The organism is Streptomyces polygonati, from assembly GCF_042650325.1.
GTDB classification, from domain to species: Bacteria; Actinomycetota; Actinomycetes; order Streptomycetales; family Streptomycetaceae; genus Actinacidiphila; species Actinacidiphila polygonati.
In genome coordinates, this window is the sequence record NZ_JBHSBB010000005.1 from 349,441 (window position 1) to 370,365 (window position 20,925).

The following is a 20,925-nucleotide window of genomic DNA, read 5'->3' on the forward strand; positions in this document are numbered from 1 at the left end:
ACGACCACGAAGCCCCTGGAATATTCCGGAGCGGAACAAACCGATAGGATAGCGCCCATGCGCCGAGCCAAGATCGTCTGTACCCTGGGTCCTGCCGTCGACTCGTACGAACAGCTGAAAACGCTGGTCGAAGCCGGCATGAACGTGGCACGACTCAACTTCAGCCACGGCAGCCATTCCGAGCATCAGGACCGCTATCAGCGGGTGCGCAAGGTGGCTGAGGAGACCGGAAGGGCGGTCGGCATCCTGGCCGACCTGCAGGGCCCCAAGATCCGTCTGGGCAAGTTCGCCGACGGTCCGGTGGAGTTGGTGGCCGGCGACGAGTTCACCATCACCACCGATGACGTCCTGGGCGACAAGAGCCTGTGCGGCACCACGTACAAGGGTCTGCCCGGCGACGTCTCGCAGGGTGACCCGATCCTCATCAACGACGGAAACGTGGCGCTGCGCGTCATCGAGGTCGAGGGCTCGCGGGTGCGCTCGCTGGTCGTCGAGGGCGGGGTCATCTCCGACCACAAGGGCATCAACCTGCCGGGTGCCTCGGTGAACGTGCCGGCGCTGTCCGAGAAGGACATCGACGACCTGCGGTTCGCGCTGGGCATGGGCGTCGACATGGTGGCGCTGTCCTTCGTCCGGGACGCCAAGGACGTCCGGGACGTGCACCGCGTCATGGACGAGGAGGGCCGCCGGGTCCCGGTCATCGCCAAGGTGGAGAAGCCGCAGGCGGTGCACAACATGGAGGAGATCGTCGCCGCGTTCGACGCGGTGATGGTGGCCCGCGGCGACCTGGCGGTCGAATACCCGCTGGAGCAGGTGCCGCTGGTGCAGAAGCGGCTGGTCGAGATGTGCCGGCGCAACGCCAAGCCGGTGATCGTGGCGACCCAGATGATGGAGTCGATGATCACCAACTCCCGGCCGACCCGCGCCGAGGCCTCCGACGTGGCCAACGCGATCCTGGACGGGGCGGACGCGGTGATGCTGTCCGCGGAGTCCTCGGTCGGCAAGTACCCGGTCGAGACGGTCAAGACGATGTCGCGGATCGTCGAGGCCGCCGAGGAGGAGCTGCTCTGCCGCGGCCTGGCACCGCTGGCCCCCGGCAAGAAGCCCCGCACCCAGGGCGGCGCGGTGGCCCGCGCGGCCGCCGAGCTGGCCGACTTCCTGGACGCCAAGTCCCTGGTGGCCTTCACCAAGTCCGGTGACACCGCCCGCCGTCTGGCCCGCTACCGCGTCCCCGAGCCGGTGCTGGCCTTCACCACCGACCCCGCCACCCGCAATCAGCTCGCGCTGACCTGGGGCGTGGAGGCGTACGTGGTGGAGCACGTCGAGACCACCGACGCGATGGTCGAGCTGGTCGACCGCGAGATGCTCAAGCACTCCGAATACACCACCGGCGACACCGTCATCATCACCGCCGGCTCCCCTCCCGGCGAGCCCGGCACCACCAACCTGGTCCGGGTCCACCACCTGGGCGGCTGACCCACGGCGCACGCGCGACGGCGCGGCCTCCGGTGCGGGTGCCTTCGGGCGCCCGGCCGGAGGCCGTTGCCGTTTCCGGCGCCGTTTTCCGGCGCCGGCCGGTCGGGGGCGTCAGGAGGCGGGCTGGCCGGGGAGGACCCGCATGCCCGGGACGAAGAGGTCGCCGCCGAACTGCGCTGCCTGGGTGACGGTCGCGTCGGTGAACCACAGCAGCGGGAGGGTCAGGGGCGGCGGGGCCTTCGGGGTGAAGGTGATGGGGACGACCCCGAGCAGATTCCCGCTGAGGGACTCGGTGTACATCGTCACGGTGCCGTTGCTGATGGTCGAGGTCGAGCCGGCCCGGGCGGTGACGTGGGTCGTCGTGCCGTCCGGCTCCTGGACTATCTGCTGGAGGTCGCCGATCTCCACGCCGGTGGCGGTGAACTTCATGACCTCCTTGACCGTGCGGTCCCAGGTGAGGACCTTCCTGATCCCGACGTACTGGAGGTTGTGCAGGGTGAGCAGATTGCTCTTGAGGATCCACGGCCGGTCCGGCAGCAGCGGTATGCCCTCCTCGACCGGGGCGTCGGACAGCGCCTCGGCGTCATAGGTCGGGCAGGGGTACGCCTGCTTGCCGCCGTCGCCCTCGGCCGCGGTGCCCGCGGTGGCGCCGGCGCCCGGGCTCGCCGAGGGGGACGGGGTGCCGGCGGCGTCGGTGCGGCCCTTGACCACGCCGGCCGCACCGCGGTGGTCCCCGGCGCCCGTTGAGCCCTTTGTGGCGCCGCTGGAGGGCTTCGCCGGGGGCGGTGCGGCGGTGGGGCCGGGGGCGGCCGGGGCGGTGCCGGTGGCGGGCGGCTCGGGGGCCCGGGTGGTGGGCGCGGAACCGGGGGTGGATGTCGGCGCGGCGGTCGGCTTGGGCGTCGGCGTCGGGGTGGGCTTCGGGGCCGACTTGTTCCCGCCGAGCAGGCCGCCCAGCAGATTGCCGAGCCCCAGCGGGTCCGGCGGGGCCGCGGGGGCGGTGGCGGTGGGCGCCGGCGTGGAATGCGGGGTGGAGTGCGGGGCGTGGCCCGGGGCCGCGTGCGGGTGGGCGGTGGCCGACGCGGAGGGGCCGGCCGCCGGCTCGGGTATGCCGGGCCGGGCCGCCGCGGGGCTCTCCGACGGCGTGGGGGTGGCGGTGGCACCGTCCGTGCCCTCGGGGCCCCCGGACGTGCCGTCCGCGGCGGAGGACGTCGCGGAGGGGGTGCCGGAAGGCGTCACCGAGGGCGTCGCCGACGGCGTGGCGGAGGCGGAGGGCGTCTCCGACTGGGTGACGCAGGGCCCCGGCTTGAAGGGAACGGCGGGCCGCTCGTCCGCGTGGGCCAGGTGCGGGGTCATCCCCATACCCATCAGCACGGCGGTGGGCATCGCGGCCAGCGCGACCGCCTTCCCGGCCGGCACGTGCAACTTGGTGAGCAGCGACTTGCGGGGAGCGGCGTGGCGCGGCCCGGAGACCGCCCGGCCGCGGGGATCGGCGTCGTCCTCGGCCGGCTCGGTCGGGTCACTCGGCACGGTGCCTCCCGTTCTCCTCGGCGGTCTCGTCCTCGGGCCGGGGGCCGGCCAGCGCCGGCTCGGGCGTGTCGAACGGATCCCCGGCCGGCCCGGGCCCGTACGGCGTGTCGGGCGGTCCGGCCGGCGGCGCGTCGTCGCCGGGCCCGTCGAAGGCGGCGGGAGCGTCCGGCGCCTCCACCGCCGCGCCCGGCTCGTCGGCGGCCGGCACACCGGGCGCCCAGGCGATCGACAGCGCGCCGCCGACCAGCGCGAGCAGGTAACCGACCACGAAGCCGCCGAAGTTGGAGATCACGATCGACACCAGCGCGAGCAGGATGCTGGCGACACCGGCGAAGATCCGTACCGCGGGCTGGAACCACATGGTCAGGCCCAGGACGAAGAGCAGGACGCCGATGATCAGCGAGCCGGAGCCCGCGGTGGTGGCGATCCGGATGGTCAGCTGACCGAACGTCACGTTCGCGTACGGGAAGTACACGATCGGGAGGCCCGCTATGAGGGTGAGCAGGCCCGCCCAGAAGGGGCGTTGCCACCGCCAGTGGCGGAACGCGACATAGCCCCGGGTGAAGCGGGAACTCTGCCCTGTCGACTCGGCGCTCATGGAAAACAGCTCCCTGGAACTGGCACGGTGAAGGTCGTTCGATGGCCCGGGCGAGCCGCGTCCCGCGCGGCTCGCCCGCCGCCACTCAGGCGGTGCTCAGTAGCACTCCACCGACGGGCCGGAGCCGCGGTGCAGTGACAGGCTCAGCCCGGGCAGCACGAAGGTGCCCGCGCTGGTCGCCCACGCGGTCTGCTGCACCCCGGCGAGGTCGACCGACTCCGCCTCCTGGGTGAACGAGCTGGCGCCGCCGTTCTTCTCGTCCTTGCCGACCGAGGGCTCGACCGGTGCGTACTTCGGGTCCGTGTTGCCGGCCGCGACACCGATGTTGATGCCGGTGAAGGTCGCGTCCGCGTCGAGCTGGTTGAGGTCGATGTACAGGTTCTTCGCGGTGACCTTGTCCTTGCCCCGGCCGGCCCTGAGCAGCATCGTCACATCGCCGATCGGGGTCGGCACGACGACCGACTGGCACAGGTCGGTGATGTCGGCGGAGTTGAACCCCGAGACGGCGACCGGGTGCGGGGTCCCGTTGTGCTCCACGTCGATGTTGCCGTACTGCACGAAACCCTCGCCGTGCAGCGTCGCGGCGCTGACCTTGAACTGCTGGCCCGACACGGCGAAGGACGCGGCGAGCGCGCCCTGGGCCAGTGCCACACCTATCGCGGCGGTGGCCGCGACACTTGGCACCATGACGACGGCGAAACGCCGCCATCTGGTGCCCCCACGAACGGGAGACTCCATACTTCCTCCTTCTCGGACGTACATCTCCGGCCGGGATCGTTCGGTCCGGGCCTGGGATGGGAGAAGTGCTACGTCCTCGGAAAGGAGAGCGCCGGGTCGCGGGAGCCGTCCTCCTCGCGGGAGTTGTCCTCCGTGGGGGAGTCGCGGACGGCGGTGTCCGAGTCTTCGGCGATCACCCCCGAGCGACAACCACTGGCCACGCTCGCACGCGACCTGCGGGACAGGCTCCATCCGGTGCGGTTCCATCCGGAGACGGAGACCCCCCTGTCCCGGGGCGGCGGCGGTCACCGCGCACCCCACCCGGCGGGGACCCGCGACCGCGGCGCCGACTGGCGGCCGGGCTGTGGCAACGGACCGAGCGTGGCCGATCGTGGTCCATTCCCGGCCGCCGCACAAGGGGGTTCGTTACTAGTGAGTAACGGATAGGCGGCGCAGGCGTGATCGACACGCGGAGTGATGTTACGGAGCGTAAGGGAGCGGCAGGCGGGGAAATCTGACATCCACCACCATCAACGGCCAAAGCGGGCCGGTACTTTTACCGGAAGTAACAGCTCGCAAACCTTGTCACGGTTTGATAAAGCGCCGCCGCCGTGTCGCTAAATCTCTGAGTGTCCCCACTGTGCGGACGGGCCCCGTCCGGACGACCGCCGGGACCCGTCCGGAAGATCAGAACAGGACTCTGGCCAGCGCCGTACGGGCCGCGGCCACCCGGGGATCGTCCGGGCCGATCACATCGAACAGCTCCAGCAGCCGCAGCCGGGCGGTGTCCCGCTCCTCACCTGCGGCTTGCCGCACGGTGTCCACCAGACGTCCGAACGCGTCTTCGACCTGCCCGCCGACCAGGTCCAGATCGGCGGCCGCCAGCTGCGCCGCTACGTCACCCGGTGCGTTCGCCGCGGCCTCGCGGACCGCCCGCGGGTCCAGGTCCTGCACTCTGTGCAGCAACTGGGCCTGCGCCAAGCCCAGTTTGGCCTCCACATTGGCCGGCTCGTCGGCCAGCACATTCTTGTAGGCCTGGATGGCGCCGCCCAGGTCGCCGGCGTCCAGCGCCTCGTGCGCGGCGGACAGGGCGAGTTCCTGCGGGGTGGCGGGGCGCGGGGGCGGCGGGGCCTGCGCCTCGGCGGGCGCTCCCGCGTCGACCTCGGCGCCGACGATGCCGAACCGCTGCTCGGCGACCTCGATCAACTGGTCGAGCACATCGGCGACCTGGTCCTCGGGCGCCGCGCCCTGGAAGAGCGGCATGGCCTGCCCGGCGAGCACCGCGAAGACCGCGGGCACACCCTGGACGCCGAACTGCTGAAAGAGCATCTGGTTGGCGTACACCTCGGCGGTGGCGAGGACGAAACGCCCCCGGTACTCCCCCGCCAGCCGCTCCAGCACCGTGTTGAGCTGCTTGCTCTGCTCGGCCTGGTCGGCCCAGAAGCTGATGACGACCGGGACCTCGTTGGAGCGCTGGAGTACATCGCTCTCGAAGGTCGCCTCGGTCACCTCGATGACGAGCGGGGGCGCGGTGGTGTCGGCGCCGGCTTCCTGCCGCTGAGCCCTGGCCTGTTCGGCCTTCACCTTGGCCTCGCCGGCCGCCTTCAGGGCGGCGAGGTCGACCACGCCGCTCATGGACATGTTCCGTGGCTGCATGGGGTCAATCCTCCCCCCTCGTGGAGCAAAGCGTGCACAGACCCCGAATCCCCGCCGGTTTGCGGGCGGCCGGTTCTGCCGCGCGGGTGTGCGGCGCACGGCTACCGGGTAGGTCCGTGCTGCCTGGTCGTACAGCGGTACGAATCCCCATTCGTACCAGTGGTTGTCACTGGTGTCGCTGGTTCCGCCGAGCGTCTTTCGCTACGCGTCGTAGCGTAACCGCCCCGCCGGGAACCCCGCCCGGCCGCTCGATGTGATCCCGGCCACTCGTCACGATACCTACCGGCCGGTATGGTCCGGCGTATGGTCCGGCCCATCCCCCCGTCCTCCCCCGCCGAGCCCGCCCGCCGGTCGGGCCGGCCCCGGAGCGCCGACGCCGACCGCGCGATCCTGGCCGCCACCCGGGCCGCGCTGGCCGAACTCAGCTGGAGCGAGCTGACGCTGGGCGATGTCGCGGCCCGGGCCGGCGTGGCCAAGACCACCCTCTACCGGCGCTGGGCGGGCAAGCACGAGCTGGTGGTGGACGCGATGGCGGCGCTGTTCGAGGAGCAGCTCGAACTGCCCGACCTCGGCAGCCTCCAGGCCGACATCCAGGGCGTGGTGCTGCGCTTCGCCCAGTTGCTGGACCGCCCGGACACCAGGACCGCGCTGATGGCGTGTGTCGCCGAGGCCACCCATGACGAGGCGCTGCGGCGGCGGATCAGGGAGGCGATCGTCGACCGGCAGAAGTACCTGGTGCTCACCGGCCGGGAACGCGCCCAGCGCCGCGGCGAACTGCCGCCCGACGACGGACCGGCCGACTCCGCCCGCGACGACCTGATCCTCGATGTGATCGCGGGCTCGGTGGTGCACCGGGTGATGGTCAGTTCGGAGCCGGTGGACGACGAGTGGGCGCTGCGGCTCGCCCGGCTGCTGGTCCTCGGCCTCGCCGGGGCGCCGGGGGGAACGCCGACCGGGACGTGACCTCGGGGCAGGGCCGGTGGGGTTGGCCCCGGAACGCGGCCCCTGGGCCGTTCGGGCCGCAGCTCCCACCGGGGTCAGGCGTCGGCGGCCTCCACACCCGCCACGAAGTGGTCGAACTCCCCCGCCATGACGCCCTTCACGAATGCCTCCCACTTGGCGAGGGTGGTCACGGCCACCACCTCCGGCTGCTCTGTCTCGCGGATGTAGACCATCCCGTCGTCGCCGACGGTCGCTTCGAGGGGCACGAGGCTCCTTCCTCGCAGGGCCGGTTGGGTCCGTACGAGGTTACGAGGCGGCAGCCGCGGGGTGGGCCGCGCTTCGTGAGCGTGCCGGCGTCTCAGGAGCAGGCCGGAGCACCAGGAGCACACCGGTGCCCCAGGGGCTCACCAGCGGCCCACGAGCGCCCCGGAAGCGCCCCCTCCGGGCGGGCCGGCGCGCCTCCCCGGCGCGGCCGGGCCCGGGTCAGAAGCGGGCCGGCTCGGTGTACGACCCCCACTCCTCGCGCAGCACCCCGCAGATCTCGCCGAGCGTCGCCTCGGCCCGTACCGCGTCCAGCATCGGCGGGATCATGCTGCCGCCGCCCCGGGCGGTGGCCAGTATCGCGGCGAGCGCGGACCGTACGGCCGGCTCGTCCCTGGCCGCCTTGCGGGCGGCCAGCGCCCGCACCTGGTCGCGTTCCACCTCGTGGCTGACCCGCAGGATCTCCAGGTCGCCGGTGACCGAGCCGGTGTTCCGGTTGACGCCGACCACGCCCTTCTCGCCCTTCTCCAGGGCCCGCTGGTAGCGGAAGGCGGACTCGGCGATCTCCCCGGTGAAGAAGCCGTCCTCGATGCCGCGCAGGATGCCGGAGGTGATCGGGCCGATCGGGTGCTCCCCGCTGGGCACCGCCTTGGCGCCCAGTTCCCTGATCCGGTCGAAGATCTTCTCGGCGTCCCGCTCGATCCGGTCGGTGAGCGCCTCCACGAACCAGGAGCCGCCCAGCGGGTCGGCCACGTTGGCCACCCCGGTCTCCTCCATCAGCACCTGCTGGGTGCGCAGCGCGATCTCGGCGGCCTGCTCGCTGGGCAGCGCCAGCGTCTCGTCCAGCGCGTTGGTGTGCAGCGAGTTGGTGCCGCCGAGAATCGCGCTGAGCGCCTCCACCGCGGTACGCACCACGTTGTTGTAGGGCTGCTGCGCGGTCAGCGACACCCCGGCGGTCTGGGTGTGGAAGCGCAGCCACTGGGCCTTGTCGGTCGTGGCGCCGTACACGTCGCGCATCCAGCGGGCCCAGATCCGGCGGGCGGCGCGGAATTTGGCGATCTCCTCGAAGAAGTCCAGGTGGGCGTCGAAGAAGAAGGACAGGCCGGGTGCGAATCCGTCCACGTCCATGCCCCGGGACAGCCCCAGCTCCACATAGCCGAAGCCGTCGGCCAGCGTGTACGCGAGCTCCTGCGCGGCTGTCGCCCCCGCCTCGCGGATGTGGTAGCCCGAGACCGACAGCGGCTTGTACGCCGGGATGGACGCGGCGCAGTGCTCCATCAGGTCGCCGATCAGCCGCAGGTGCGGGTCCGGGGCGAACAGCCACTCCTTCTGGGCGATGTACTCCTTGAAGATGTCGGTCTGCAGCGTGCCGTTGAGCACCGCGGGGTCCACACCCTGCCGTTCGGCGGCCACCAGGTACATGCAGAACACCGGGACCGCGGGCCCGGAGATCGTCATCGAGGTGGTGACCCCGCCCAGCGGGATGTCCTTGAACAGCAGCTCCATGTCCGCCGCGGAGTCGATGGCGACCCCGCAGTGGCCGACCTCGCCGAGCGAGCGGGGGTCGTCGGAGTCGCGGCCCATCAGGGTCGGCATGTCGAAGGCGACCGAGAGGCCGCCGCCGCCCGCCGCCAGGATCATCTTGTAGCGCTCGTTGGTCTGCTCGGCGTTGCCGAAGCCGGCGAACTGGCGGATGGTCCAGGTGCGGCCGCGGTAGCCGGTGGCGTGCAGCCCGCGGGTGAAGGGGTACTCACCGGGCCAGCCGATCCGCTCGAAGCCGGGGAGGTCGGCGCCGGGCGGCGGCCCGTAGACCGGCTCGACCTGATCGCCCGAAAGGGTGCTGAAGTCGGCTTCGCGCTTGCGCGCGGAGTCATAGCGTGCCTGCCAGCGCTGGCGGCCTGTCTCAATGCCGTGGGCGTCCATATCAGCGAATTTACTTGGACGTCCAAGTAATTGTCGATGCGGCACGGCCCCCCATGTGGGTGAGCCCGGGTCCGGGAGCGGCCAGAAGCACTCAGAATCGTTCGAAGACGTTCAGTACCGTTCAGTAACGTTCGGAGTCCTTCAAGGACCGTCAGACCTTGACCGGCTCGGCCCGCTCCCGGACGACCACCTTGGGGCCCAGCTCGCGGGTCACCCGGCGCTCGACGAAGAACGCGGCGGTGGGCACGGTCCCGGCCAGCAGGACCCACGCCATCCGGCTGAGCGGCCACTTCGCCTTGTTGCACAGGTCGAAGGCGAAGACGAGGTACACGACGTAGAGCCAGCCGTGGGCGAAGCCGACGATGCCGGTCACCTTGCTCGCGCCGTTGATGTCGAGGACGTACTCGGCGATGACGGACAGGGTGAGTGCGATCAGCAGCACGCCCGTCACATAGGCCATCACCCGGTAGCGGGTCAGCACGCTGGATTTCATGGCCACGAGCGTAGCCGCTCCCGAAATCGCCCCGGCGGCGGGGAGCGCCCGGCCCGCGACCGCTCCCGCGCCCCGGCTACTCCTCGAAGTCGCCGGCCGCTATCCGCAGCGGCCGCAGCAGCGCGAAGATCTCGCCGCACTCCTCCTGGTCGTAGACGGCCAGACCGAAGTCCATCGCCATCAGGTCCCGGGTGGCGGACTCGACGATCTCGCGGCCCCTCGCGGTGATCGAGGCGAGGGTGCCGCGCCCGTCGTTGGGATTGGGGCGCTTGTCGACCAGGCCGGCCGCCACCAGTCGGTCCACCGTGTTGGTCACCGAGGTGGGGTGCACCATCAGCCGCTCGCCGATCTTGGACATCGGCAGTTCGCCGGCCTTGGCGAAGGTGAGCAGCACCAGCGCCTCGTAGCGGGCGAAGGTGAGCCCGTACGGCCGTACCACCGCGTCGACCTGGCCCAGCAGGATCTGCTGGGCCCGCATGATCGAGGTGATGGCGGCCATCGACGGTACGCCGCCCCAGTGCCGCGTCCACAGTTCGTCGGCGCGGGCGATCGGATCGAAGGGGAGGCTCAGGGGCTTTGACACGCGCCCGAGCGTACCCGTCGGTCACCCAGGGCCGGCCTGGGCGGCCCCGTCTCAGGCCGGGCTGACCGCTCCGATCCGCCGGGTGTGCCGCACCGATTTGAGCACCGGCAGCACCGACACCGTGCCGAGCGCGCCCGCGCCCGCGATGACCGCGTAGGGCGGCGCCCACTCGGCGACCGCGCCGCCGACCGTCATGCCGACGCCCTGGAGGGTCATGACGCCCGCGGCGAGCAGCGACATGGCCCGGCCGCGCATCTCCTCGGGCACGTCGAGCACGAACCACTTGTCGATCCCCAGCGAGTAGGCCATGCACAGCCCGGTGCACAGCAGCAGCGCGATGGCGAAGGGCAGCGAGGGGTGCACCACGAAGCACACGAACGGCACCGTCGACAGGGCGGCCAGCGGAATCGCGATCCGCTCCCGGCTGGCCGGCCGCAGCAGGGTGCCGGCCGTCAGCTCGCCGATCACCGTCCCGGCGGGCATCGCCGCGAGCAGCACCCCGAATCCGGCGCTGCCCGCGCCGGCCGCCGCGGCGAAGGGCGCGGCGACCCCCTCGGCCACCACGCAGAACATCGGCGGCAGCCACCACATCAGCAGCAGCGCCCTGATCCGCGGGCTGCCGAACAGCCGCCCGGCCGAGGCGATCGAGTCGCGCATCATCGCCCCGCCGCCGGTGACCCGGGCGGCGTGCGGGCGGGTGCCGAAGCGCAGCAGCAGCGCGGAGCTCAGGAAGGTGCCGATGGTGACGCACAGCGCGGTGCGCGGCGAGAGCCAGACCAGCACCAGGCCGCCGACGCCGTAGCCGATGATCTGCGAACTCTGCGAGACGATCCGCACCAGCGAGCGGCCGAGCACGAACAGGTCGCCGTGCAGGATGTCCGCCAGGCTCGCCGCCCGGGCGCCGGTGAACAGCGGGGTGACCATCGAGACCGAGGTGCGCAGCACGAAGAGCACCGCGAGCGGGGTGCTGGGCACCGCCATCACCGTGACGCAGCCGGCGCACACCAGGTCGCAGGCGACCAGCACCCGCCGGGTCGGGAAGCGGTCGGAGATGCCGGACAGCAGGATGCCGCTGAGCGCGTAGGGCAGGAAGCCGAGCGCGAAGATCAGGGCGGTCAGCAGCGCCGAGCCCGTCTCGCGGAAGACCAGGACGGCCAGCGAGACCTCGGCGAAGACACTCCCCAGCACGGACAGCACATGGGCGGCGAAGATGGGCCGGAATTCCCGGACCGCGAAGACCGCGCCGTACTTGCCAGGGGCGTCTTCCGTGCTCCCGGGGGTGATGGGAGCGTCTTCTGAGCGGCCCGGCGAAGTGGAGTTTCCACCGCGAGGAGAGTGCTCGCTGTCCGTTGTCATGACATCACACTGGTGGCATTGGCCCCACCCGTCGTAGTCTTTCGTGCAGAGCCGAATCTTGGGGGTCGTGATGTCGTTTCGCATGCGATTTGCGGCAGAGGACCTCTTGCGGTGCCGCTTCGCCATCTCGCCGCTGCGGGAGACCCAGGGAGCCATCCGTACGCTGTCGCGGCCCGACCGGCACGGCTATCACTTGCCCTGGCTGCGGCAGGTGCGGGCGACGGCGGCCGGCCTCGATCTGGCGCCGCTGCGGCTGCTCTCGCCGGAGAACGGACACGACCCGGACTTCCTGCACCCGATGCCGGACGCGCCGCTGGCCGCGCTGGAGGACGAACTGGCCGCGATCCGGGCCACCCCCACCGAGACCGCGCGCCGGCAGATCGCCGCGGCCCTGGCGCACACCCCCGGCGCCGACAGGACCCGCCGGGGCCGGGCGATGGTGTCCGATCCGCGCGGGACCGTACGGCAGTTGGTGGGGCTGTACGAGCGGGTGTGGTCCTCGCTGCTGCTTCCGCACTGGCCGCGGCTGCGGGCGGTGCTGGAGGCCGATGTGGCCTACCACGCGCGGCGGCTGGCGGACGGCGGCATGCAGCGGCTGTTCACCGGGCTGCATCCGCAGCTGAGCTGGTCCGACGGAGCGCTGACCGCGGCCGTGCACACGCCGCGGCTGCCCGAACCCGCCGGGCAGGGCCTGGTGCTGGTGCCCAGCGTGTTCTTCTGGCCCGAGGCGGGCAGCGCCTTCGATCCGCCGTGGCAGCCGACCGTGGTCTATCCGGCCCGCGGCATCGGCGGCCTGTGGGCCGAGACCGGGCCGGCCGCCTCCACCGCGCTGATCCGGCTGCTGGGCGCCAACCGGGCCGCGATCCTCACCAGCCTCGACGCGCCCACCACCACGACCGCGCTGTCCCACCGGCACGCGCTGGCGATGTCCTCGATCTCCGGGCATCTGGTGGTGCTGCGGGACGCGGGTCTGCTGGCGTCGCGGCGCTACGGGCACCAGGTGCTCTACGAGCGGACGCCGCTGGGGGTCGCGGTGGCGTCCGGCGGGCTGCTGTAGCCCGCCGGGGATCGCGCCGACCGCCTCGGGCGGCGCCGGTGTTACGGGTGCCCCGGCCGCCTACGGCGCCAGATAGCGCTCCACGGTCTCCACCTTGGAGGTGAGGCCGTCGGTCACGCCCGGCCGGATGTCGGCCTTGAGCACCAGCGAGACCCGGGAGGCGCGCGCCTCGACCGCGGCCACCGCCCGCTTGACGACGTCCATCACCTCGTCCCACTCGCCCTCGATGGAGGTGAACATCGCGTCGGTGCGGTTGGGCAGCCCGGACTCGCGGACCACGCGCACGGCGTCGGCCACGTACTCGCCGACCTCCTCGCCGACACCGAGCGGACTGACGGAGAAGGCGACGATCATGCCGCACCCACCACGTCGGAGGAACCGGGCGCCTGCGCGGCCTGAGCCGCCTCGCGGGCGGCGACCACCGCGGCCACCGACTCCCGGGCCAGCATCCGCTCGGCGAAGAACCCGCCGGTCGGCAGCACCGACAGCACGAAGTAGAGCGCGCCGCGGCCCAGCGGCCAGCGGGCCCGGTTCCAGGAGTCGGCCCAGAAGAGCACGTAGAGGATGAACAGCACGCCGTGCACCATGCCCATCACGGGGACGGCGTTGAAGTCGGTGGTCCGCTTGAGCACCGAGCAGACCAGCAGCAGCAGGAACGACACCGCCTCCGGGGCGGAGATCAAGCGCAGCCGGCGCAGCGCGGCGGCGGTCTTCAGTTCCACGGTAACCTCACGGTAGACGGGCAAAGGGGACAATAGGCTTTTGTGAACGCGATCACAAAGCTCCGCACCATTATCACCGCCCGGGGGCGGAGATCCGGGGCGGGGGTCGGCAACCGTCCGCCGACCGGATAACGTCCCTCCACGCACAGCGTCCGACGAAGGGGGACCGTACGCGCCATGAGCACCGACTGGGACCGTCGCCACTGCGCCCGCAAGGGCCACGTCACCTACGCGCCCGACGAGCCCGGCCTGCGCGGCAAGCTGACCGCTAGCACCGCGGTCGGCCCGGTCTGGCGCTGCCTGCGCTGCGGCGACTTCGTCCTCGGTGAGCCGCACGGCGGCGGGCCCGCGGACCTCGCGCCGCTGGTGCCGCGCGGCCGGGCGCTGCGCGATCTGTTCATCCTGCGCTTCCTCGCCGTCGAGCGGGTGCTGCGCGGGCTGCTGATCGTGCTGGCCGCCTGGGCGGTGTGGAAGTTCAGCAATTCGCAGGACGCGGTGCACCAGCTCTTCGAGAACGACCTGACGGCCTTCCGGCCGGTGGCGGACCACTTCCACTACGACCTGGACCACTCCCCGGTCGTCGACACCATCCGCAAGACCTTCGACTACAAGAAGTCGACGCTCCAGGCGGCGGCCGGCGGACTGCTGCTCTACGCGCTGATCGAGATCGTCGAGGGCTTCGGCCTGTGGTGGGCCAAACGCTGGGCGGAGTATCTGACGGTGGTGGCCACCGCCGCCTTCCTGCCGATCGAGGTCTACGAACTCACCGAGAAGGTCAGCTGGTTCAAGATCGCCACCCTGGCGCTGAACGTGCTGGCCGTCCTCTACATCCTGCTCGGCAAGCGGCTGTTCGGGCTGCGCGGCGGCCGCGCGGCCTTCGAGGCGGAGCGGCGCGGGGCCTCGCTGCTGGAGGTCGAGCAGTCGGCCGGCGAGCGCCCCGGCGAGGAGCGGCCGGCCGGCGGACAGCAGCCGAAGGAGCCGCTTCCGGTACGCCGCCGCTCGCCCGCCGATACCGTCTGACCCATGGCGATTTTCCGGCAGCAGGGTTCCCGCATGCTCGCCGTGGACCTCAGCGGTGACGCGGTCAGGGCGAAGAACGGCGCGATGGTCGCCTACGACGGCGAGATGACGTTCAAGAAGATGACCGGCGGCGGTGAGGGCATCCGCGGCCTGGTCACCCGCCGCGTCACCGGTGAGGCGATGGCGGTGATGGAGGTCAAGGGGCACGGCACCTGCTACTTCGCCGATCGCGCCACCGAGATCAACCTGGTCCGGCTGACCGGCGAGAAGCTCCATGTCGAGGCCAGCAATCTGCTGGTCACCGAGCCGTCGCTGCGCACCGGCACCACCTTCACCGGGCTGCGCGGCGCCAGCCAGGGCAACGGGCTCTTCACCACCACCGTGGAGGGCAGCGGCCAGGCCGCGATCATGTCCGACGGCCCGGCGATCGTGCTGCGGGTGTCGGCGGCCTACCCGCTGACCGTCGACCCGGGCGCGTACATCGCCCACACCGGTCGGCTGCGCCAGCAGCTCCAGGCGGCGATCGGCTGGCGGACCCTGGTCGGCGAGGGCTCCGGCGAGAGCTTCCGGATCCGCTTCGAGGGCGAGGGCCTGGTGTATGTGCAGCCCAGCGAGCGCGTCACGATCGGGGGGCAGCTGTAGTGCCGTTCACCAGGATCAACTCCAAGATGGTGGAAGCCCCGATCATCCCGGGGCGGCGGATGTTCAGCCAGCGCGGCGCGATGCTGGCCTACCGCGGCTCGGTCTCGTTCACCCCGAGCATCACCGGCGGCCAGGGCGGGGCGACGGCGATGATCGGCCGCCGGCTGGCCAACGAGGCCACCCCGCTGATGACCGTCGAGGGCGACGGCTCGGTGATGTTCGGGCACGGCGGACACCACATCCACACCGTGGACCTGACCGGGGAGACGCTGTACGTGGAGGCCGACCGGCTGCTGGCGTTCGACGGCTCGCTGCGGCAGGGCACGATGTTCATGGGCTCGCAGGGCGGGGTGATGGGCGTACTGCGCGGCCAGGTCACCGGCCAGGGCCTGTTCACCACCACCTTGCAGGGCAAGGGCTCGGTGGCGGTGATGGCGCACGGCGGGGTCGTCGAACTGCCGATCACCCCGCAGCGCCCGGTGCATGTCGACCCGCAGGCGTATGTCGCCCACCGCGGCGAGGTGCGCAACAAGCTGACCACCGCGATCGGCTGGCGCGAGATGGTCGGCCGCGGCTCGGGCGAGGGCTTCCAGCTGGAGTTGTCCGGGCAGGGCACGGTCTACGTCCAGGCGTCGGAGGAGAAGCTGTGAGCCAGTACCCGCCCCCGCCACCGGGCCCGCCCGCGACGCCGGGCGGCGGCCCGGTCGTGTGGGACCCCGCCACGCTGCCGTCCGACGACAACGTCAATCCGTACGCGTTCAGCGTCGAGTTGAACGGTCAGTGGTTCCTGCAGAAGGGGAAGATGATCGCCTACTACGGGCAGATCGACTTCCACGGCATCGGCCACGGCCCGCTCGACGCCCTGGTGGCCGCCAACTTCCACTCCCCGCTGCACGCCGCCGACTGGGTCGTCGCGCAGGGCCGGGGCAAGATGCTGCTCGCCGACCGGGCGTACGACATCAACTCCTACGACCTGGACGACGGCAATCTCACCATCCGCTCCGGCAATCTGCTCGCCTACCAGCCGGGGCTCGCCCTCAAGCAGTCCATCATCCCGGGCTTCCTCACCCTGATCGGGACCGGCAAGTTCGTGGCCGCCTCCAACGGGGCGGTGCACTTCGTCGAGCCGCCGGTCCGGGTGGACCCGCAGGCCCTGGTCGGCTGGGCGGACTGCCCTTCGCCCTGCCACCACTACGACCACGCGTATCTGCGCGGGGTGCTCGGCGGTATCCGCCAGCTCACCGGTCTCGGGGGCGCGTCCGGCGAGGAGCACCAGTTCGAGTTCACCGGGGCGGGGCAGGTGCTGCTGCAGTCCACCGAGGTGCTGATGGGGGAGCGCGAGACCGGCGGCGTACCGCTCTCGGCCGGGCCCGGCGTCCCGGGCGCCGGACGGTAGCGGAACGTCCCGGGCCGCACCGCGGGCGGCCGGCCGGCGCCGTCGGCGGTCCCGGTCGGACCCCGTGAAACCCGGGGCAAGGGAGCACCCCCCGTGACCGACCGGCTACCCTCGCGGTATTCCGCGATTCAACCGCCGTTAGAATAGGTGTCATGGAGATCGACACCCCGGACGCCGGTGGCCCCAACTGGCTTACTGCGGACGAGCAGCGGGCCTGGCGCATTCACCTCGACGTGAGTCGGCTGATCATGTATCAGATGGAGCGCGACCTGCAGCCTTTCGGGCTGACCAACAACGACTACGAGATCCTGGTGAATCTTTCCGAGGCCGAGGACCACCGGCTGCGGATGAGCGATCTGGCGAAGTCCACCCTGCAGTCCAAGAGCCGGCTGTCCCACCAGATCACCCGGATGGAAGCCGCCGGACTGGTGCGCCGGGAGAACTGCGAGTCCGACCGCCGCGGCCTGTTCGCCGTCCTCACCGAACAGGGCTGGTCCACCATGCGCCAGGTCGCACCCCGTCATGTCGCCTCGGTGCGCGCCCACTTCATCGACCTGATCTCCCCCGAGGATCTGGCCTCCTACCACCGCGCCCTGCTCCCGGTGGCGGACCACCTGCGCACCGAACGGGCGCACTGAGCCGGCTTCCCCCGGGCCCGGACGGCCCCGCACGAGCTGAGGTTGTGGCATTTCCGGCCAATACGTCCGTACATCTGTCATGGACAGGTAAATAGCCGGACACTGTGCCATCCGACCGGCGTACACGGTCGGCCTCATCGAAGCGGAGGGACCCGTTAGATGCGCAGAATCACCGTTTTCACTGCCGTACTGATCGCGGCGCTGTTCGCCGTCGTCAGTCCGGCCGGCGCGACCGCCCACGCGGCGACCGCCGTTCCCGTGCTCTCCCGCATCGCGCCCGCGGGCCCGCCGGCGAACCCGGGAGATCTGCTGACCTCGTCGCTGACCCCCGGCACGGCGCTGAACTTCAGCACCGCGCCCGGCGGGCCGTTCGGCCTGTTCTGCAAGCAGTCCGTCTGGGGAGGCCAGCTGATGGCCAACCCGCCCGCGCCGGGGACCGCGGCGATCAAGCTGCTCAACCCGTTCACCGTCTCGTCCTGCTACGACAACTCGCCGACCGTCACCGGCGTGCTCGGTGTCACGGTCGGTAATCTGCCGGAGACCCTGACGGTCAGCGACTCCTCGGGCTTCCCGATCCAGATCCTGCCGTCGCCCGCGCCCCTGCAGATCACCGTCACCCTGGCCACCACCGGACCCACCGTCGTCTGCGTCTTCCAGGCGGCGACCGGCGCCGTCCTGGGCAACGCCGGGCCGGGCCCGGCGCCCTGGCAGTTCAACAACCAGCCGTTCAAACTGCTCAGCGGGGCGCTGCCGGCCTGCGGCACCTCGCCGATCGCGTATCTGACCGCTCAGTACAGCCCCGTGATCGACACCACCGCGGGCAGCGCCACGATCTTCGTCAACTGATCCACCGACCGCCCGGGGCGCCGCCGCGAGCCGCGGGCGGCGCCCCGGGACCGGTCCGCGCTCCATGGCCCGGCTTCATGACCGGGCTTCGTGGCCCGGCTTCGTGGCCCGGCTTCATGGCCCGGCTTCGTGGCCCGGCTTCGTGGCCCTCCGCCACAGCCCGCCTCCGCCGCCCGGCTCCACACCGGCTCTACAGCCCGGTGAGTCCCGCCACGAGTTCGTCCGCCGCCGCGTACGGATCGAGCTCGCCCCCGGTGACGCGGGCCGCGAGGGCCGACAGCCGGACATCGCCGCGCAGGTCGGCGAGCCGGGCGCGCAGCGCCGTGATGGCGATGGTCTCGATCTCGTGCGCCGCGCGGATCCGGCGCCGCTCGGCCAGCACACCGCGCTCGTCCATCCAGGCCCGGTGCTTCTCCAGGGCCTCCAGGACCTCGTCGATGCCCTCGCCGCGGGCGGCGACGGTCTTGACGATCGGCGGACGCCACTCGCCGGGACCGCGCGACTCACCAAGGCCGAGCATGTGGTTGAGCTCGCGCGCGGTGGCGTCGGCGCCGTCGCGGTCCGCCTTGTTGACCACATAGACGTCGCCGATCTCCAGGATGCCCGCCTTGGCGGCCTGGATGCCGTCCCCCATGCCCGGGGCCAGCAGCACCACACAGGTGTCCGCCTGGGCGGCGATCTCCACCTCCGACTGGCCGACCCCGACCGTCTCGACCACGATCACCTCGCAGCCGGCCGCGTCCAGCACCCGGATGGCCTGCGGAGCCGCCCAGGCCAGACCGCCGAGGTGGCCCCGGGTGGCCATCGAGCGGATGTAGACGCCCGGGTCGGAGGCGTGCTCGGACATCCGGACCCGGTCGCCGAGCAGCGCCCCGCCGGAGAACGGCGAGGAGGGGTCGACCGCGAGCACGCCGACCCGCTTGCCCGCCTTGCGGTACGCGGTGACCATCGCCGAGGTGGAGGTGGACTTGCCGACGCCGGGCGAGCCGGTCAGGCCCACCACATACGCGCCGCCGGTGAGCGGGGCCAGCGCCGCCATCACCTCGCGCAGCTGCGGGGACGCGCCCTCCACGAGGGAGATCAGCCGGGCCACCGCCCGCGGCCTGCCCTCCCGCGCCTGCTCGACCAAGGTGGCGACGTCCGCCATGAGCACTCCGTTCAGCGTCGACACTTCGGACCGGACCGGGCTGCCGGCCGGCCTCAGGGCACCCGGATGATCAGGGCGTCGCCCTGACCGCCGCCGCCGCACAGCGCCGCGGCGCCGGTCCCGCCGCCCCGGCGCTTCAGCTCCAGTGCCAGGTGCAGCACGATACGTGCCCCGGACATGCCGATGGGGTGGCCCAGCGCGATCGCCCCGCCGTTCACATTCACCTTTTCAGGTGTCACCCCCAGGTCCTTCATCGACTGGACGGCGACGGCCGCGAACGCCTCGTTGATCTCGATCAGGTCCAGGTCGGCGACGGTCAGGCCGGCCTTGGCCAGCGCGTGGTTGATCGCGTTGGACGGCTGGGACTGGAGCGAGTTGTCCGGCCCGGCCACATTGCCGTGCGCGCCGATCTCGGCGAGCCACTCCAGGCCGAGCTCCAGCGCCTTGTCCTTGCTCATCACCACCACGGCGGCGGCGCCGTCGGAGATCTGCGAGGAGGTGCCGGCCGTGATGGTGCCCTCGGGGGAGAAGGCGGGCCGCAGCCCGGCCAGCGTCTCGGCGGTGGTCTCGGGGCGGATGCCCTCGTCCTGGCTGAAGACCACCGGCTCGCCCTTGCGCTGCGGGATCTCGACCGGGGTGATCTCGGCGTCGAACAGGCCGTTCTTCTGGGCGGCGGCGGCGCGCTGGTGGGAGCGGGCGCCGAACGCGTCCTGCGGGGCCCGCTCGATGCCGAGCCGGGTGTTGTGGTGCTCGGTGGACGCGCCCATCGCGATGTTCTCGAAGGCGTCGGTCAGTCCGTCGTACGCCATCGCGTCGAGCATCTCGATGGAGCCGTACTTGTAGCCCGCGCGGGACTTGGGCAGCAGGTGCGGCGCGTTGGTCATCGACTCCTGGCCGCCGGCCACCACGATGTCGAACTCACCGGCCCGGATGAGCTGGTCGGCCAGCGCGATGGCGTCCAGTCCGGACAGGCACACCTTGTTGACGGTGAGCGCGGGCACGCTCATCGGGATGCCGGCCTTGACCGCGGCCTGGCGGGCCGGGATCTGGCCGGTCCCGGCCTGGAGCACCTGGCCCATGATCACGTACTGCACCTGCTCGCCGCCGATCCCGGCCCGCTCCAGCGCCGCCCGGATCGCGAACCCGCCCAGTTCGGCGCCGGAGAAGTCGCGCAGGCTGCCCAGCAGCCGGCCCATCGGAGTTCTCGCGCCCGCGACGATCACGGATGTACGTGCCTGGCTGCTCATGGTGCGGCCCCTTCGGCTGAAGCGTTGGGTTAACGAGGGTTATCGTCAATGTACTGACCGGTAGCGCCGGGGTCATCCGGCGGAACGTGTGATGGCGCGCACGTTGCGTAACCACATATCCGTAGGCTCCACTGTGTGGATGCTGACTCGCATCGACCACATCGGCATCGCCTGCTCCGACCTGGACGCGACCGTCGAGTTCTACCGTGCCACGTACGGCTTCGAGCTGTTCCACACCGAGGTCAACGAGGAGCAGGGCGTCCGCGAGGCCATGCTCCGGATCAACGGCACCTCCGACGGCGGCGCCTCGTACATCCAGCTGCTGGAACCCACCCGCGAGGACTCCGCGGTCGGCAAGTGGCTGGCCAGGAACGGCGAGGGCGTGCACCACGTCGCCTTCGGCAGCGAGGACGTCGGCGCCGACTCCGAGAGCATCAGGGACAAGGGCGTACGGGTGCTGTACGAGGAACCGCGCCGCGGTTCGATGGACTCCCGGATCACCTTCCTGCACCCGAAGGACTGCCACGGGGTGCTGACCGAGATCGTGACCTCGGCTCCCGCCTCCGCGAAGACCTCCGCGACGACCTCGCAGGACTCCCCCGCGGCGGCCCCCGCCGCCTCCTCCGCGGCGGACGAGGGCACCCTGGACCACTGACCCAACCCCCGCGCTGCCCGGTA

At 71.6% G+C, this 20,925-nt stretch carries 23 protein-coding genes; 10 read left to right on the plus strand and 13 right to left on the minus strand.

Annotated features, from left to right (window positions below; genetic code table 11):
• Positions 1-57 precede the first annotated feature (57 nt).
• Complete coding sequence (pyk, locus tag ACFO3J_RS04985) at positions 58-1,476, plus strand: pyruvate kinase (RefSeq protein ID WP_386426467.1); 1,419 nt, start codon at positions 58-60, stop codon at positions 1,474-1,476.
• A 111-nt stretch (positions 1,477-1,587) separates the two neighbouring features.
• Here pyk and ACFO3J_RS04990 read toward each other — a convergent pair whose 3' ends face one another.
• The 4 genes from ACFO3J_RS04990 to ACFO3J_RS05005 form a co-directional block, all read right to left on the minus strand.
• Entirely contained in the window at positions 1,588-3,003 is a 1,416-nt protein-coding gene (locus ACFO3J_RS04990) for a hypothetical protein (RefSeq protein WP_386426469.1), read from the minus strand.
• Positions 2,993-3,601, minus strand: a complete 609-nt coding sequence (locus ACFO3J_RS04995) for a DUF6114 domain-containing protein (protein WP_386426471.1) — start codon at positions 3,599-3,601, stop codon at positions 2,993-2,995. The genes ACFO3J_RS04990 and ACFO3J_RS04995 overlap by 11 nt, the downstream gene beginning before the upstream one ends.
• 96 nt (positions 3,602-3,697) lie before the next feature.
• Complete coding sequence (locus ACFO3J_RS05000; protein WP_386426472.1) at positions 3,698-4,339, minus strand: DUF6230 family protein; 642 nt, start codon at positions 4,337-4,339, stop codon at positions 3,698-3,700.
• A gap of 666 nt (positions 4,340-5,005) precedes the next feature.
• Positions 5,006-5,974, minus strand: coding sequence for a co-chaperone YbbN (locus ACFO3J_RS05005; RefSeq protein WP_386426474.1), 969 nt, complete (start codon positions 5,972-5,974; stop codon positions 5,006-5,008).
• Positions 5,975-6,277: 303 nt separating this feature from the next.
• Here ACFO3J_RS05005 and ACFO3J_RS05010 point away from each other — a divergent pair, with 303 nt between their 5' ends.
• Positions 6,278-6,937: a TetR/AcrR family transcriptional regulator gene (locus ACFO3J_RS05010; RefSeq protein WP_386426475.1), complete on the plus strand. Its 660-nt coding sequence runs from the start codon at positions 6,278-6,280 to the stop codon at positions 6,935-6,937.
• A 74-nt stretch (positions 6,938-7,011) separates the two neighbouring features.
• Here ACFO3J_RS05010 and ACFO3J_RS05015 read toward each other — a convergent pair whose 3' ends face one another.
• From ACFO3J_RS05015 to ACFO3J_RS05035, 5 genes are all read right to left on the minus strand, one after another.
• Positions 7,012-7,182 carry a hypothetical protein gene (locus ACFO3J_RS05015; protein WP_386426477.1) on the minus strand — a complete coding sequence of 57 codons (171 nt, stop codon included), beginning with the start codon at positions 7,180-7,182 and terminating at the stop codon, positions 7,012-7,014.
• Between the two features lie 217 nt (positions 7,183-7,399).
• Positions 7,400-9,100 carry an acyl-CoA mutase large subunit family protein gene (locus tag ACFO3J_RS05020; protein WP_386426478.1) on the minus strand — a complete coding sequence of 567 codons (1,701 nt, stop codon included), beginning with the start codon at positions 9,098-9,100 and terminating at the stop codon, positions 7,400-7,402.
• A 151-nt stretch (positions 9,101-9,251) separates the two neighbouring features.
• Entirely contained in the window at positions 9,252-9,593 is a 342-nt protein-coding gene (locus ACFO3J_RS05025) for a DUF3817 domain-containing protein (RefSeq protein ID WP_386426480.1), read from the minus strand.
• Between the two features lie 76 nt (positions 9,594-9,669).
• Complete coding sequence (locus tag ACFO3J_RS05030) at positions 9,670-10,176, minus strand: MarR family winged helix-turn-helix transcriptional regulator (protein ID WP_386426481.1); 507 nt, start codon at positions 10,174-10,176, stop codon at positions 9,670-9,672.
• Positions 10,177-10,227: 51 nt separating this feature from the next.
• The gene (locus tag ACFO3J_RS05035) at positions 10,228-11,532 is read right to left on the minus strand and encodes an MFS transporter (RefSeq protein WP_386426483.1); all 1,305 of its coding nucleotides are present in this window, start codon (positions 11,530-11,532) and stop codon (positions 10,228-10,230) included.
• A gap of 82 nt (positions 11,533-11,614) precedes the next feature.
• Between ACFO3J_RS05035 and ACFO3J_RS05040 the strand changes: the two genes are divergently transcribed.
• A complete protein-coding gene (locus ACFO3J_RS05040; RefSeq protein WP_386426485.1) occupies positions 11,615-12,589 on the plus strand; it encodes an ArsR/SmtB family transcription factor in 975 nt (324 codons plus the stop codon).
• Positions 12,590-12,649: 60 nt separating this feature from the next.
• Here ACFO3J_RS05040 and ACFO3J_RS05045 read toward each other — a convergent pair whose 3' ends face one another.
• Both ACFO3J_RS05045 and ACFO3J_RS05050 read right to left on the minus strand, forming a co-directional pair.
• Complete coding sequence (locus tag ACFO3J_RS05045; RefSeq protein ID WP_386426487.1) at positions 12,650-12,943, minus strand: MTH1187 family thiamine-binding protein; 294 nt, start codon at positions 12,941-12,943, stop codon at positions 12,650-12,652.
• Positions 12,940-13,311, minus strand: a complete 372-nt coding sequence (locus tag ACFO3J_RS05050; RefSeq protein ID WP_386426489.1) for a DUF3817 domain-containing protein — start codon at positions 13,309-13,311, stop codon at positions 12,940-12,942. Before ACFO3J_RS05050 ends, ACFO3J_RS05045 begins: the two co-directional genes overlap by 4 nt.
• Positions 13,312-13,488: 177 nt before the next feature.
• Between ACFO3J_RS05050 and ACFO3J_RS05055 the strand changes: the two genes are divergently transcribed.
• The 6 genes from ACFO3J_RS05055 to ACFO3J_RS05080 all read left to right on the plus strand — a co-directional run bounded on the left by ACFO3J_RS05055 (position 13,489) and on the right by ACFO3J_RS05080 (position 17,853).
• Entirely contained in the window at positions 13,489-14,331 is an 843-nt protein-coding gene (locus ACFO3J_RS05055; protein WP_386426491.1) for a DUF2127 domain-containing protein, read from the plus strand.
• A 3-nt stretch (positions 14,332-14,334) separates the two neighbouring features.
• Positions 14,335-14,973, plus strand: coding sequence for an AIM24 family protein (locus ACFO3J_RS05060; protein WP_386426492.1), 639 nt, complete (start codon positions 14,335-14,337; stop codon positions 14,971-14,973).
• A complete protein-coding gene (locus ACFO3J_RS05065; protein ID WP_386426493.1) occupies positions 14,973-15,623 on the plus strand; it encodes an AIM24 family protein in 651 nt (216 codons plus the stop codon). The genes ACFO3J_RS05060 and ACFO3J_RS05065 overlap by 1 nt, the downstream gene beginning before the upstream one ends.
• Positions 15,624-15,679: 56 nt before the next feature.
• Positions 15,680-16,369, plus strand: coding sequence for an AIM24 family protein (locus ACFO3J_RS05070; RefSeq protein WP_386426610.1), 690 nt, complete (start codon positions 15,680-15,682; stop codon positions 16,367-16,369).
• Between the two features lie 152 nt (positions 16,370-16,521).
• Entirely contained in the window at positions 16,522-17,007 is a 486-nt protein-coding gene (locus ACFO3J_RS05075) for a MarR family winged helix-turn-helix transcriptional regulator (RefSeq protein WP_386426494.1), read from the plus strand.
• A 159-nt stretch (positions 17,008-17,166) separates the two neighbouring features.
• Positions 17,167-17,853 carry a hypothetical protein gene (locus ACFO3J_RS05080; protein WP_386426496.1) on the plus strand — a complete coding sequence of 229 codons (687 nt, stop codon included), beginning with the start codon at positions 17,167-17,169 and terminating at the stop codon, positions 17,851-17,853.
• Between the two features lie 190 nt (positions 17,854-18,043).
• Here the strand turns inward: ACFO3J_RS05080 and meaB are convergent, their stop codons facing one another.
• Both meaB and ACFO3J_RS05090 read right to left on the minus strand, forming a co-directional pair.
• Positions 18,044-19,000, minus strand: coding sequence for a methylmalonyl Co-A mutase-associated GTPase MeaB (gene meaB, locus ACFO3J_RS05085; RefSeq protein ID WP_386426498.1), 957 nt, complete (start codon positions 18,998-19,000; stop codon positions 18,044-18,046).
• 53 nt (positions 19,001-19,053) lie between these two features.
• Positions 19,054-20,223 carry an acetyl-CoA C-acetyltransferase gene (locus tag ACFO3J_RS05090; RefSeq protein ID WP_386426612.1) on the minus strand — a complete coding sequence of 390 codons (1,170 nt, stop codon included), beginning with the start codon at positions 20,221-20,223 and terminating at the stop codon, positions 19,054-19,056.
• A 163-nt stretch (positions 20,224-20,386) separates the two neighbouring features.
• Between ACFO3J_RS05090 and mce the strand changes: the two genes are divergently transcribed.
• Positions 20,387-20,902, plus strand: coding sequence for a methylmalonyl-CoA epimerase (gene mce, locus ACFO3J_RS05095; RefSeq protein ID WP_386426500.1), 516 nt, complete (start codon positions 20,387-20,389; stop codon positions 20,900-20,902).
• Positions 20,903-20,925 lie beyond the last annotated feature (23 nt).